The sequence below is a fragment of the Streptococcus mitis bv. 2 str. SK95 genome, from assembly GCF_000222705.1.
GTDB lineage: Bacteria > Bacillota > Bacilli > Lactobacillales > Streptococcaceae > Streptococcus > Streptococcus mitis_AY.
The window spans coordinates 1-12,731 of sequence record NZ_AFUB01000017.1 but is presented as its reverse complement, the minus strand read 5'-3'; the positions used below and the strand labels follow the sequence as shown (position 1 = coordinate 12,731).

At 37.7% G+C, this 12,731-nt stretch carries 13 protein-coding genes and 2 pseudogenes; 12 read left to right on the top strand and 3 right to left on the bottom strand.

Annotation, left to right across the window (positions count from 1 at the left end):
• Positions 1 to 168 precede the first annotated feature (168 nt).
• Positions 169 to 364, bottom strand: a pseudogene (locus tag HMPREF9965_RS04995) (hypothetical protein).
• A gap of 178 nt (positions 365 to 542) precedes the next feature.
• Here HMPREF9965_RS04995 and rpsP point away from each other — a divergent pair.
• The 10 genes and pseudogenes from rpsP (at position 543) to HMPREF9965_RS04945 (ending at position 6,612) form a co-directional block, all read left to right on the top strand.
• On the top strand, positions 543 to 815 hold the full coding sequence (rpsP, locus tag HMPREF9965_RS04990; RefSeq protein ID WP_000268760.1) for a 30S ribosomal protein S16: 273 nt from the start codon (positions 543 to 545) through the stop codon (positions 813 to 815).
• Between the two features lie 19 nt (positions 816 to 834).
• On the top strand, positions 835 to 1,074 hold the full coding sequence (gene kphA, locus HMPREF9965_RS04985; RefSeq protein ID WP_000379617.1) for an RNA-binding protein KphA: 240 nt from the start codon (positions 835 to 837) through the stop codon (positions 1,072 to 1,074).
• A 43-nt stretch (positions 1,075 to 1,117) separates the two neighbouring features.
• The gene (locus HMPREF9965_RS04980) at positions 1,118 to 1,453 is read left to right on the top strand and encodes a MazG nucleotide pyrophosphohydrolase domain-containing protein (protein ID WP_004243240.1); all 336 of its coding nucleotides are present in this window, start codon (positions 1,118 to 1,120) and stop codon (positions 1,451 to 1,453) included.
• A gap of 73 nt (positions 1,454 to 1,526) precedes the next feature.
• Complete coding sequence (locus tag HMPREF9965_RS04975; RefSeq protein WP_001247192.1) at positions 1,527 to 2,078, top strand: putative immunity protein; 552 nt, start codon at positions 1,527 to 1,529, stop codon at positions 2,076 to 2,078.
• A gap of 129 nt (positions 2,079 to 2,207) precedes the next feature.
• Complete coding sequence (locus HMPREF9965_RS04970) at positions 2,208 to 3,110, top strand: DMT family transporter (protein ID WP_001003366.1); 903 nt, start codon at positions 2,208 to 2,210, stop codon at positions 3,108 to 3,110.
• 148 nt (positions 3,111 to 3,258) lie between these two features.
• Positions 3,259 to 4,116, top strand: coding sequence for an alpha/beta fold hydrolase (locus HMPREF9965_RS04965; protein WP_000803904.1), 858 nt, complete (start codon positions 3,259 to 3,261; stop codon positions 4,114 to 4,116).
• Positions 4,117 to 4,214: 98 nt separating this feature from the next.
• Positions 4,215 to 5,004, top strand: a pseudogene (locus HMPREF9965_RS13140) (alpha/beta hydrolase).
• Positions 5,005 to 5,034: 30 nt separating this feature from the next.
• Positions 5,035 to 5,553: a ribosome maturation factor RimM gene (gene rimM, locus HMPREF9965_RS04955; RefSeq protein WP_001105885.1), complete on the top strand. Its 519-nt coding sequence runs from the start codon at positions 5,035 to 5,037 to the stop codon at positions 5,551 to 5,553.
• On the top strand, positions 5,543 to 6,262 hold the full coding sequence (gene trmD / locus HMPREF9965_RS04950; RefSeq protein WP_004243242.1) for a tRNA (guanosine(37)-N1)-methyltransferase TrmD: 720 nt from the start codon (positions 5,543 to 5,545) through the stop codon (positions 6,260 to 6,262). The genes rimM and trmD overlap by 11 nt, the downstream gene beginning before the upstream one ends.
• Positions 6,263 to 6,273: 11 nt before the next feature.
• Entirely contained in the window at positions 6,274 to 6,612 is a 339-nt protein-coding gene (locus HMPREF9965_RS04945) for an ATP cone domain-containing protein (protein ID WP_001196051.1), read from the top strand.
• A gap of 25 nt (positions 6,613 to 6,637) precedes the next feature.
• Here the strand turns inward: HMPREF9965_RS04945 and HMPREF9965_RS04940 are convergent, their stop codons facing one another.
• Entirely contained in the window at positions 6,638 to 6,958 is a 321-nt protein-coding gene (locus tag HMPREF9965_RS04940) for a hypothetical protein (RefSeq protein ID WP_001270811.1), read from the bottom strand.
• Between the two features lie 104 nt (positions 6,959 to 7,062).
• Here HMPREF9965_RS04940 and HMPREF9965_RS04935 point away from each other — a divergent pair, with 104 nt between their 5' ends.
• Positions 7,063 to 7,281 carry a YdbC family protein gene (locus tag HMPREF9965_RS04935; RefSeq protein ID WP_000807434.1) on the top strand — a complete coding sequence of 73 codons (219 nt, stop codon included), beginning with the start codon at positions 7,063 to 7,065 and terminating at the stop codon, positions 7,279 to 7,281.
• Between the two features lie 17 nt (positions 7,282 to 7,298).
• Here HMPREF9965_RS04935 and HMPREF9965_RS04930 read toward each other — a convergent pair whose 3' ends face one another.
• Positions 7,299 to 7,874 carry a TetR/AcrR family transcriptional regulator gene (locus HMPREF9965_RS04930; RefSeq protein WP_001040164.1) on the bottom strand — a complete coding sequence of 192 codons (576 nt, stop codon included), beginning with the start codon at positions 7,872 to 7,874 and terminating at the stop codon, positions 7,299 to 7,301.
• 836 nt (positions 7,875 to 8,710) lie between these two features.
• Here HMPREF9965_RS04930 and HMPREF9965_RS04925 point away from each other — a divergent pair.
• Positions 8,711 to 12,731 (top strand): Spy0128 family protein (locus tag HMPREF9965_RS04925; RefSeq protein WP_000359386.1); only part of this gene is annotated, 4,021 nt, incomplete at its 3' end.

Here is a 12,731-nt window from a genome sequence, read left to right as displayed (position 1 = left end):
TAGCCAGTTCTCTAAATGTTAAAAACTAGCTACAATACAGCATTTACAACATTTCATGGTTCACACCATTTAATTGAAAGTTATTTAAATTAGATGAAAATTTTTTTCTGAAAAAGTGGGAAAACATTTATTTTAAGCGAATTTTGAATCATATTCGAATGGGAGTTTTTAAAACCAGCTTTCGGTGGTAAAAGTACCAAAGTTGATTCTCCAGAGGAGGATAATATCACCTGCCAGAAGATTGTCTTCTATTTCGTTTTGGGACAGGCTTGGGATTTAGTAGCCAAGTCTCGATATCACGATCAGGAGAGATGTAAGGATTAACCTGATGGTCTTTGTAAATGTTCTCTAGACTAGTATTCATAAAGTTTCTCTTTCTAATTTATCCCTATTAGTCTAATAAATTTCTAAAAAAAATAAAAATTTTAAACTATGTCAAGTTTTTTTCTTGACACCTGTCAAAAATCTGCTATAATAGAACATGTGCTAAATAGCTCAGCTATTTCACCGAAATAAAAAAATAAGAAAAGAGACATTAAAAAATGGCAGTTAAAATCCGTTTGACTCGTATGGGTTCTAAGAAAAAACCTTTCTACCGTATCAATGTAGCAGACTCACGTTCACCACGTGACGGACGTTTCATCGAAACAGTTGGAACTTACAACCCACTTGTTGCTGAAAACCAAGTAACTTTGAAAGAAGACCGCGTTCTTGCATGGTTGGCTGATGGAGCTCAACCTTCAGATACAGTTCGCAACATCCTTTCAAAAGAAGGCGTATTGAAAAAATTCCACGATTCTAAATTCTCAAAATAAGTTTAAAGTAGGTTGACAGATGGATACGATTGAAAATCTCATTATTGCGATTGTGAAACCTTTGATTTCACAACCTGATGCCTTAACTATCAAGATCGAAGACACACCAGAGTTTTTGGAGTATCACTTGGATCTTGACCAAAGCGATGTCGGTCGTGTTATCGGTCGTAAGGGTCGCACTATCTCAGCGATAAGAACGATTGTCTACTCTGTCCCAACTGAAGACAAAAAAGTAAGAATCGTTATTGATGAAAAATAAAAAAGCGGGACAGATGTCTCGCTTTTTTTGTGAGGAGGAGAAGATGAAGGATTTAACGTTTAGACAATTACAAGCTTATTTACTCGAACATTACCAACAGTCTCGGACTGAGGAAGGCCTCTTTATCAAGCTAGTGGAGGAAGTCGGAGAAGTAGCAGAGGTCTTGAATGGGCGCTCTGGTCGAAAAGAGGGTGTCCAGGACTCAAATGAGGAACTAGCCAAAGAACTGGCTGATATCATTCATTACACCGTCGCAATCGCAGCTATCAACGATATTGACCTAACCAAAACCATCTTTGACAAAGATAAGAAGGCTGCCATTAAGTACCAACATGAACGAGATTTGAAAGGATTTTTGGATAACTTCCAAGAGAACTAGGAGTAATCTCTTTTCACTGATATGAAAGGTTTCTCCTAGATTACGCTAGCTAGTAAGAAAGAATGAGAAAGCAATGAGACCAGAGGATTATGCATGGAATGAGTTTGAACGAACTGCCTATAAGACTAAAATGAATCACCTACCCAGTCCTTACAAAGTTGCCATTTGGGACGACTCTGAGAAAAGATTGGAACTAGAACAAATACTGGATAGACTTCCTCAGAAAGAACTAGCTCGATGGGCATTAGAGAACTCGCGAGATTTCTTATCTTTAATTGATATCGGTGATGAAGGTGAGAAAAATAAAATAATTCGGCAAGCTTATGAGGCTTTTGATGCACGATTGAGAAATGAGTTCTCACCTCATGAGTTGAGAAAAGCAGGTTTCGCAGCAAATCTCCTCTCTAAAAATGCCCAAAATCAAATCGCTAAGTACGCTGCCAGAGTCTTTGTACAAGCTATTTCAACAGCCCATATGAGAGGACACGCCATCGTTTCCGCGGATTATGCTATCAAAGTAAGGAATCTCCAAGAGGCAGACAAGTTAGAACTTGTGAGACAAGAACGAGAAAAGCAGATCAGACTGGCTGAATCCTTTTTAACTAATGTAATAGATAAACGGTGAAAGAAGGCATAAAATACCAATCCTAGAAATAGCATCTAGGATTTTACTATGCTAAAATGGATAGACAGTCTCAAAGAATTCTAGTCAATCAATCTTGAGAATAGCTATTTTTAAATGGAGTGACCATCTATGAACGAGAAAACAAAAGCATACCTAGCAGCCTTATCCTTTTCAGCAATCATTGGTTTTTCTTTTTTATTTACTAAGATTGCTTTGGGCTATGCTAGTCCTCTCACAAACTTAGCACATCGCTATACAATCGCTGCTTTGGTATTGGTCATCCTTCATCAAACAAAACTTATCAATGTGAGTTTAAGTAGAAAAGATATTCTTTCAATTCTGCCTATGAGTCTTTTCTATCCACTCCTCTTCTTTATTTTCCAATCCTTTGCTTTACAGTATATATCGTCTTCTGAAGCGGGAATTTTACAAGCGCTTGTCCCGATTTTTACTCTCCTTTTGGCATCGGTCTTTCTCAAGGAAAAGACTGGTTTGCTACAAAAGTTCTTTTTAATTTTATCCGTAGCAGGAGTAGTTTTCATTTTCCTTAGCAAAGGAGCAAACTTTAGCACTGAAACTGCTAGCTTGGGCTTTCTCTTGATGTTGGGATCTGTTCTTGCCAATGCGATAAACAATATTCTCAGCAAGGTTAAAGGAGGCCGCTATCGGGCTATGGATATGACAGCTGTTGTGATATTTGTTGGCTTCATCACCTTTAATATGCTAAGCCTGACCTCGCACTATCTAGAGGGGAATATATTAGCTTACTTTGCGCCACTTGGACAGGTGTCCTATCTGCTTTCCATCCTCTATTTGGGAATACTAGCCTCTATCGTGACTGGTAGTCTCTCTATCTATGCTATCGTTCGCCTCGGGGCATCAACCGTCAGTGTCTTTGGTAATCTTGGAACAGTTTTGACCATTCTAGCTGGGGCTCTTATCCTCCACGAACCAATTTATAGTTACCATGTGATTGGAGCAACTTTGATTATTGCTGGAATTTTAGGCATGAATCTGATGAGAAAAAAGTAAAGATTGCTTAGTAGTCTTTTTCTTTATTTAAATGATGCAGAAAATTCAAAATTTTTAATGAAATTAGGCTTAGAAAACAAAGATTTTAATATAGCATGATAAAATAGATAAAAGAATGATACTAGGATAAAGAGGAGAGAGTGTAAAAATGAAGCCAAATGATATTGCTGAAGCTATTGCTTTTTATAACAGAGAACCCGAGATGTTGAAACGTCACGTTATAGCAGTCGTAGATTGTGATTTGGTTGTTTATCATCGTCCTGGAAACGCAAGTAAAGGACACATTATTTTTTATCATGGAGCTTGTGGCCGTAGTCAGATGTGGGCCCACCAGTATGATGCTTTCGATGGATTTGACCTTTACTTTGTCAATGTTAGAGGGCAGGGGGAATCACCTATGAAAGTTGGCCTTCCCGACTTGGAAGGCGCTGTTCAAGATGTAGATGCTATTTTGTCCTATTTCCAGCTAGATAAGGTGATATTGGTTGGTCATTCTTGGGGAGGAAATCCACTTCAAGAGTACACTTATCGCCATCCAGAAAGAGTCCTAGCCTTGGTCATGGTAGATAGTTGGGGACAGCATCGTTACCTATCAGATAAAGAAAGAGGTCGAATCAAATATAGTTCTCTTATGTACAAAACGATTCCTTGGAGGGTGATTGCAGATAAAAACTCAAAAATGTGTACTGATAACCCTATCACAAGAGAATTGGTCAAGACGGCCATTATAGAAACTGGGCGAGATGTTTTCTTGAACCTTGGAATCACAGGTTTCTTGGCAGTCCATGAGATAGAAGGATATAAAGGAAATCCTCCTATGCTTTTAGTAAGAGGAGAAAATGATTTCCCCAAACACCTGAAAATAATATATGATGGTATCATTGCCTTAAATCCCAATGCGCGTCAAGTAACGATTTCAGATAGCAAACACCAACCGATGAATGATCATCCTCAAGAGTTTAATCAGATAGTTGGTGATTTTTTTGAAGAAGTAGTAGCCTTGTAAGATAGGACCTATCCAACTTGTGAAAATCCCTGGAACGTGATAAAATAAAGGATAAGGGTTTTTAATAAATCATTGTTATAGAATGAGTGGATTTCTTTATGAAACGGTTTGAAGTAACTACAAAAATTGGCAGTCTCTCTGTTACTTATAAAAAGCAAAAGAAAGTGCTTGTTTGTTTAAATGGCGCAGGTTTGCTACCAAGTTATGAAAATTTTTCACTTATACTTGAAAAACTTCCTTCCACAATTGGTTATTTGACAATTGATTTTCCAAACACAGGTAGGAGTCCGATTCATGACCAAGCTGGAAAAAATCTGGACAATCTTGTAGACGCGGTTTATGAAGTACTTGAAGAATTGGCGATTTCTGAATATATACTTTGTGTACATAGTTTGAGTGGAATTTTAGCTTGCAAATTGCTCAACAAATCAATTAAGTGTCAGGCTTTACTAGCAATTGAACCAACAACTAAAAAAGTAATGTTTTCTGATTTTTCAGAAAATCCCTATCCAGAAATGGAAGAGCAGATGAGGTTGATTGACGAGTGTGGTCCTGAACTTTATTTTAAGAACTTAACTCAAGCAACATTTAGTCCTGAAACTAATAAAGAAATCTGGAAAATAATGCAAGAAAAAAGCTCAGAGTTGGAAAATCAAGATACAAAATTTCGAATATCTGGAGAGATTACTGAGGAAGATTTTGAGAATGTATCTATAGAAGCTCATGTCCCTGTATTTATTTTTTGTCAGGCTTATAGAGAAAAAGAGTACAGAGACTCAGAATATTGGACTTCCAATACTAAACTTATTTTGGGAGGGAATCACCACTATTTACAATGGTCAGAATCAGAAAAAAATTGCGACTATTATTCGAGAATTGTCAGAATAAGATGGAAAGAAGGAGAGTACAGGAGACAAGATGAACTACTTTAATGTTGGGAAAATCGTCAATACGCAGGGTTTGCAGGGTGAGATGCGAGTCTTGTCTGTGACGGATTTTGCTGAAGAACGTTTTAAAAAAGGGGCAGAACTGGCTTTATTTGATGAAAAAGATCAGTTTGTTCAAACAGTGACCATTGCTAGCCACCGTAAGCATAAGAATTTTGACATTATCAAATTCAAAGACATGTACCATATCAATGCGATTGAGAAGTACAAGGGTTATAGTCTCAAGGTTGCTGAGGAAGATTTGAACGACTTAGATGATGGAGAATTCTATTATCACGAGATTATTGGTTTGGAAGTTTATGAGGGTGACAACTTGATTGGAACTATCAAGGAAATCCTACAACCAGGTGCCAATGATGTCTGGGTGGTCAAGCGAAAAGGAAAACGCGACCTACTCTTGCCTTACATTCCGTCAGTAGTTCTCAATGTTGATATTCCAAACAAGCGGGTCCAAGTGGAAATCTTAGAAGGACTAGATGATGAAGATTGATATTTTAACCCTCTTTCCTGAGATGTTTTCTCCGCTGGAGCACTCGATTGTTGGAAAGGCTCGAGAAAAAGGGCTCTTGGATATCCAGTATCATAATTTTCGAGAATATGCTGAAAAGGCCCGTCATGTTGACGATGAGCCCTACGGAGGTGGTCAAGGAATGTTGCTCCGTGCCCAACCTATTTTCGATGCCTTTGATGCCATTAAAAAGAAAAATCCCCGCGTCATTCTTCTCGATCCTGCTGGGAAACAGTTCGATCAAGCCTACGCTGAAGATTTGGCTAAAGAAGAGGAACTGATTTTTATCTGCGGTCACTACGAAGGGTATGACGAGCGCATCAAGACCTTGGTAACCGATGAAATTTCCCTAGGAGATTATGTCCTGACTGGTGGTGAGTTGGCTGCCATGACCATGATTGATGCTACGGTTCGCCTGATTCCTGAAGTGATTGGCAAGGAGTCTAGTCATCAAGATGATAGTTTTTCTTCAGGACTTCTCGAATATCCTCAGTACACACGTCCTTATGACTATCGAGGCATGGTGGTTCCAGATGTGCTCATGAGTGGTCATCATGAGAAGATTCGTCAGTGGCGGCTGTATGAGAGTCTAAAGAAAACCTACGAGCGCAGACCTGACCTGCTAGAAAACTATCAACTAACAGCAGAAGAAGAAAAAATGCTGGCTGAAATCAAAGAAAACAAAGAATAAAGGAGAACCTTATGCAAGTAATCAAACGTAATGGAGAAGTTGCAGACTTTGATCCAGATAAAATCTATCAAGCTGTCTTAAAAGCAGCTCAGACGGTTTATGTTTTAACAGATGATTTGCGCCAAAACCTAGCTCAAGTCACTAAAAAAGTAATCTTGGACTTGGAAGAAGCAAAAGTAGAACGTGCGACCATCAGTATGATCCAATCAATGGTTGAAAATCGTTTGTTGGGGGCAGGATATATCACAATAGCCGAACACTACATTTCTTATCGCTTGCAACGTGATTTGGAGAGAAGTGGGTATGGTGACCATATCGCAGTTCACCTTCATTTTGAACAAATTCGTTAAGAAAAAGAGTGGGATGAAAAGCATCTCACTCTTTCTTAAATCTATTTTTCTGAGCTGTTTGTACAGTTGAAGGGACGAAACGAAGTCTTTTGATATCAGTGATTCGGATGATACGAGTTACATTTTTTGTAAAATTTTTGACAACAATCTGTTGACGACTGGTATCATATTTGACAATATCACCAGTGAAGCTCGTTTCAGCAAGTATGACATGAACAGCCGTTTTTTTCTGGATGGCCTGTTCAATTGTGCTAATAAGGAAGTCGTTTTCAGAATAATCTTGTTCATTATGTCCACTGAGAAAGTCTTGTATCTTATCTAAGACTTGCTTGAATGTGTACCTCATAGGCATCTCCCTTCTTATCTATCCACATTATATAAAATTTTTCTAAAATCTACAAGATTTTTACGAATAGACTATAGAAAGCATATCACAAAAAGGAGTTAAAAATGGCAGAATTTACATTTGAAATCGAAGAACACTTACTGACCTTGTCCGAAAATGAGAAAGGTTGGACAAAAGAACTAAACCGAGTTAGCTTTAATGGTGCGCCAGCAAAGTTTGATATTCGAACTTGGAGCCCTGATCATACCAAGATGGGAAAAGGGATCACCCTTACAAATGAAGAATTCCAAGTAATGGTGGATGCTTTTAAAGGCGGGAAATGAGAGAAGGATAGTGAATTTTACTCACTATCCTTTTCTTGTAAAATCATATAGTCTCGAAGAGATATTGTTGTTAATAGGAGAAACGTTTTTTTAAACTTTTCTGGTGGAGTAGGGATCTCTTTTCGTATCCAAGCTTCAATAAAAGTAATAATCATGTTTGCGACGACATAGGTCATGTCATCTTCACTAAAATCGAATTCCTTGTTGTAGTGGACATTCTTTAGAATCCATTTTGAATAAGTATCTCTTAGGAACTCCTTCCAACCAGGATCTGCTTGAGTTATAAAAAGTGTTCGAATGATATTCCTATTTTCATAAACCAAAGGAATTGCAAAATTAGCAAAGCATTCAATAGGATTTTCCTCTCTTCTCAGACAAGAATTATTAAATACCTGAAAAATTCGTTGATCGGTCTGTTCATGAATATACTTGATAATATCATCATAGTTTTGGAAATGTTTTTGGTAAATAGCTTGTCTTGAAATACCTGCTTGTCTAGCAATTTCACTCATCGTAAATGAACTACGCTGAGGATTCTGTTTAGCTAGCGATATAAAAGCGGAAACGATGGAATCTCGAGTATCTTTAGCCATAAGTGTCCTTTCTATGAATAAATATCAATTAAAATATTAGATAAAATTGACAACTTAAAAGAAGCTGTTTGTAAAGGATTACAGCCATAAAATATTATAATATTGTTTATTTCACTAAATAAATTATAACATAAAATGGAGCATTTTCCTAGTGAATTATATTAGAAGTGTCTATTTTGCTTATGCTATCTAGAAGAAGTTAACTGGGATAAATTATAAGAAAAAATTTAATAATTATTCGTCATTGTTATTGCGTTTTTGATAAAAGTATAGGGATTAAATAACAAATTCTTGGATTTTTAACTAAGGGGGGATAGAGAAAAAATAATGTAACAAAAACTATAAAATGATGTATAAAGAGCTAAAGTGTGCATAATATATAATTTAAAACTATCTATAACCCATGGGCCTATTTTAGACTGTATTTAGAATGGATTGTAGTTTATAAAATACGTTGAAATTTATAATGTCTAGAAATTCAGAGAATCCCCCTCTGAAAACAAATATCAATATGGTTATGTATCTCTATGTCAAAAGTTGACAAACTGTAAATTTTTCGTTTATGAAATATTTACATATAATTAACATAATACTAGAAGTTATAGTATAATGAAGTTGAATGATATTTTGCAAGTTTTCATTCATAAGTGAGTAAAAAATCCTATAGAAGATTAAATTAAATAACTATTTGAATGGTATCGCTAACCAAATCGAAAAAAGAACGCAGCTATCACATAGATATTCTTGTGATAAATATTGCAATTGAAAGGAGTGTTGCCTGCTGGTAAGACATGATATACTTCTCAATTAATTTAATCAAATAGAAAGGATTTTTTATGGATAAACTAAAGAAAGTACTAGGTTTTCTAGTATTTCCTCTTTTACTATTGCTGATGTTCTTCCCGGCAGGTGAAGCACATGCCACAACTGATATCACGAGTAAAGTCAAAATAGATGACTTGAAGATTACTATAGCATCTACAGGAAGCAAGACTGAAGGAATTCATGGTTCAAATGATACTTCGATGAAATTGAAATATTCAGGTAAATTCTCATTTCCCAATGTGGCAGCTAATGAAATCAAGGATGGTGATTACTTCATCGTAAAGGCTCCAGATAACTTGAGTTTGACGGATGGTAGTCTGGATTTGATTGATTCGACGTCAAATATCAAAATGGGGACTGTCCGAGTGGATAATGCTAACCATCAGCTAGTATTTACCTTCAATGACAAGGTGAAGGACAAGCAAAATATCCGTGGGGACTTTGTTGCAGAAGCAACTGAAACACTCAAAAAAGAGGGGAAAACGGTTACCTATGTTTTACCAGATGGTAAAAAACAGACCATCACGTATAAAGTGAATAAATATGAACAGGTTGACGTGATTGGAGAAACTATTACAAAGTACGGTTATAACGATAACAATAAGGCGAGAGCACATTTTCAGATGAAGATTAATCGCGCTAAGAAAGATATGACTGGACATGTGGTGAAGATTACAGATGATGTTTCAAAGGGAGCCTTCGCTAATTATGTGGAAGGTACTTTCTATATGCATGAAGCGGAATTCGAGACGACGAATACGAATTCATCTGCTCTTAAACATATAGGTGATGAATATGAAATCACAACCGATCCGGAGGTATACAAGGCTAACTCAGATAAAAAAGCTTTGTTGACCTTTGTCAACGGGAAACGAGGGTTTGAGTTGCTCATGCCGACTAATATGGGAACAAAGAGCTTTTTCTTAACTTATGATACGTCCTCACCAGCAGATACTTCAACGATAAGTAACTCAGCTCAGTACTTGATTGATAATCAGCCACAACTGATTTGGGAAAAATACGGAGGTAGTATTGGAACCAGAACAGAAGCAACGTTTAATTTAAAGACGGTCAAATCTGTTGGTGCATCAGTCACTGCTGATATTGCTGGTAAGATCAAAATCACAAAATACGATGAAGCGGATGCAACTGTTAAGTTGGCAGGCGTTGTCTTTGAAATCCGTGAGAAAACCACTAATAATTTGGTTGATACCGTTACAACAGATGCGGATGGGATAGCTGTCTCAAAGGCTCTCAATAATGGTAAGTATATTGTTAAAGAAAAAACTCCTAAATCAGGCTATCAGGTAAATAGTCAAGAGTTCGAAGTGGAGATGAAAGATGGAAAAGGTGTTCCCCTCAGTATCTCTAACAAACGTGTGACAGTTGACTTTGAAGCAACCAAGACTTGGGTAAACGGAAAAGCAACTGACTACAAAGAAGTCAAACTCGGTTTGTATGTGCACAAAGAAGGGCAAACTGTTGCAGATGCAAAACCTGTCTCAGGGAACTATACGCCTGAAGTGACAAAGTCCAATGGTGTCTATACTTACAAGTGGAAAAATCAACTACCTAAATACGATGTTGATGGAACCACAGAGTTAATCTACTCTGTTCGTGAACTTCAAGATCAAACTAATATTCCTTTGGATGAAACAGAAACAGTTGTAGGTGGAACAAGTGATTACGTCGTATCTTACAACGAAGATAAGACAAAAATTACTAATACTTACAAACCAGCAAAAATTAGCGTGACTGCTAAGAAAGTCTGGGTTGGCGGTCAGGAACATATTCGTCCAACTGTCTACTTCAAACTCTATCGTACGCCAGAAGGTGGAGCGATTGAAGAAGTAGCTGGTGCCGAACAAAAAGAAGTTCCTAAAACAAACGGAACCTTAGAGTGGCCAGACCTTCCTGCGACAGATGAGCACGGCGTGAAGTACACTTACAGTGTGATGGAAGTAGATGAAGATGGCAATCTCATCGTAGATACGATAGACGGCTATACTCCAGAACAAACAGCTGATCTGACTGTTACAAATACCTATAGCACTTCACCAACTAAGGCTGATATTGAAGTCAAAAAAGAATTGACGGGTGGCCGTCCAACACCTCTTCAAAACGAAGAATTTGAATTTATCTTGAAAGATAAAAATGGCCAAGAAGTTCAAAGAGCTAAGAACGATGCAGCTGGTCGCGTAGTCTTCAAAGATATTCCTTTCGATAAAGCGGGTGAATACGAATTTACTGTTGTTGAAGTGAATGCTGGTCAAACCATCGATGGTGTGACTCATGATTCTAGAAAAGTACCAGTAACAGTAAGTGTAACAGACGATGGAAAAGGTAAACTGGTTGCGACAGTATTGTATCATCCTATTACTGCTGTGGCACTTCCGTCAGCTAATTTGGCCTCTTCAGCACCTGGCTCCAATCTTGTACCACCGCTTACTGGTGCAGTGAATAGAGCTACTGATGCTGGAATTCAGACATTCAAAAATACCTATAAAGCAACTAATGCTAAGGCCGTTCTTGAAGTAACTAAGCAGTTGACTGGTCGTACGACAGGAGCTCAAGAAAATGAGTTCGAATTTACATTGACAGACCAAGTTGGTAACGTTGAAAAAGCGAAGAATGGCGCTGACGGAAAAGTTAAGTTTTCAGAGTTGACATTTGATGAAGCAGGTACTTACACTTACACTATTAAGGAAGTAAAAGCTGGCACAACGGAGAATGGTATCACCTACGATTCTAAGACAGTCACAGCTAAAGTAACTGTAACCGATGATGGTCAAGGTAAATTGCATGCAACGGTTGAATACAGCAGTGATGGTACAGCTAATAGCACAACCTTCACCAATACTTACAACCCTGCAAAAGTCAAAGCTCCAGTTTCTGCAACTAAATCATTTATCAATAAGAACACCAATACTCCAATGCCGCTCAAAGGTGGCGAGTTTGTCTTCTCCTTGATAAATCACGAAGGTGATCCCGTAGAAAAAACTACAAATGATGCAGATGGAAACATCAAGTTTGAAGATTTAGAATTCAATAAAGCTGACACTTATCATTACACCATCGTTGAAAAGAATGCTGGGACAACTGATAAAGGAATCACTTATTCTAACAAGACTATCGAAGTAACGATCAAAGTTGTTGACAACGGTAATGGAGCTCTTGAAGCAACTGTATCTTATGACAATAATGACAGCACCTTCGAAAACACCTATAAGGCTGACAATGCCAAAGCCGGTCTTGAAGTGATGAAAACTCTTTCAGGTCGTGAGTTAAAAGCTGATGAGTTTGATTTTGTATTGAAGAATGACGCAGATGGTTCAGAGCTTCAAAAAGTGAAGAACACTGCCGACGGCAAAGTGACATTCGCTCCAATCGAATATACTAAAGCTGGTACATACAACTACACCATAGTTGAAACAAACGCTGGTAAGACTGTTAACGGTGTGACTTACGATAATCTTGAAGTTAAAGTCACTGTAGAAGTTACAGATGACAGCGAAGGAAAACTTCATGCTAACGTAACTTACTCAGCTGACAAAGAATTCAACAACAGCTACGGGGCTTCAAAAGCAAAAGCTGCTCTTGCGGTTAAGAAAACACTTACTGGTCGTGAGTTGAAAGCTGATGAGTTTGAATTTACTTTGACAGACCAAGCTGGTACTTTGAAAGAAACAGTTAAGAATGACAAAGATGGAAACGTTAAGTTCTCAGCATTGGAATTTGATAAAGCTGGAACATTCACTTACAAGATTGCTGAAAAAGCTGGTACTGCTACAGGTATCCAGTACGACACTAAAACAATCACAGCTACAGTAACTGTAGCGGACAATGGTAAGGGTGTCCTTGAAGCAACTGTTGCTTACGACGATGAAAAAGCATTCAAGAACACTTACACTCCAGCAGGAGCCACAACCGCAACTCTTGGTGCTAAGAAAGTTCTTGAAGGAAAAGCTCTTGAAGCCGGTAAATACAGCTTTGTCTTGAAGAAAGAAGACGGTAGTGTTGTCGAAACAGTAA

Bases quoted from the DNA above. Each gene is read 5' to 3' on its own strand.
- rpsP (WP_000268760.1), top strand. From the start codon at position 543: ATGGCAGTTAAAATCCGTTTGACTCGTATGGGTTCTAAGAAAAAACCT.
- HMPREF9965_RS04975 (WP_001247192.1), top strand. From the start codon at position 1,527: ATGAGACCAGAGGATTATGCATGGAATGAGTTTGAACGAACTGCCTAT.
- kphA (WP_000379617.1), top strand. From the start codon at position 835: ATGGATACGATTGAAAATCTCATTATTGCGATTGTGAAACCTTTGATT.
- HMPREF9965_RS04940 (WP_001270811.1), bottom strand. From the start codon at position 6,958: ATGAGGTACACATTCAAGCAAGTCTTAGATAAGATACAAGACTTTCTC.
- HMPREF9965_RS04980 (WP_004243240.1), top strand. From the start codon at position 1,118: ATGAAGGATTTAACGTTTAGACAATTACAAGCTTATTTACTCGAACAT.
- rimM (WP_001105885.1), top strand. From the start codon at position 5,035: ATGAACTACTTTAATGTTGGGAAAATCGTCAATACGCAGGGTTTGCAG.
- trmD (WP_004243242.1), top strand. From the start codon at position 5,543: ATGAAGATTGATATTTTAACCCTCTTTCCTGAGATGTTTTCTCCGCTG.
- HMPREF9965_RS04930 (WP_001040164.1), bottom strand. From the start codon at position 7,874: ATGGCTAAAGATACTCGAGATTCCATCGTTTCCGCTTTTATATCGCTA.
- HMPREF9965_RS04965 (WP_000803904.1), top strand. From the start codon at position 3,259: ATGAAGCCAAATGATATTGCTGAAGCTATTGCTTTTTATAACAGAGAA.
- HMPREF9965_RS04945 (WP_001196051.1), top strand. From the start codon at position 6,274: ATGCAAGTAATCAAACGTAATGGAGAAGTTGCAGACTTTGATCCAGAT.
- HMPREF9965_RS04970 (WP_001003366.1), top strand. From the start codon at position 2,208: ATGAACGAGAAAACAAAAGCATACCTAGCAGCCTTATCCTTTTCAGCA.
- HMPREF9965_RS04935 (WP_000807434.1), top strand. From the start codon at position 7,063: ATGGCAGAATTTACATTTGAAATCGAAGAACACTTACTGACCTTGTCC.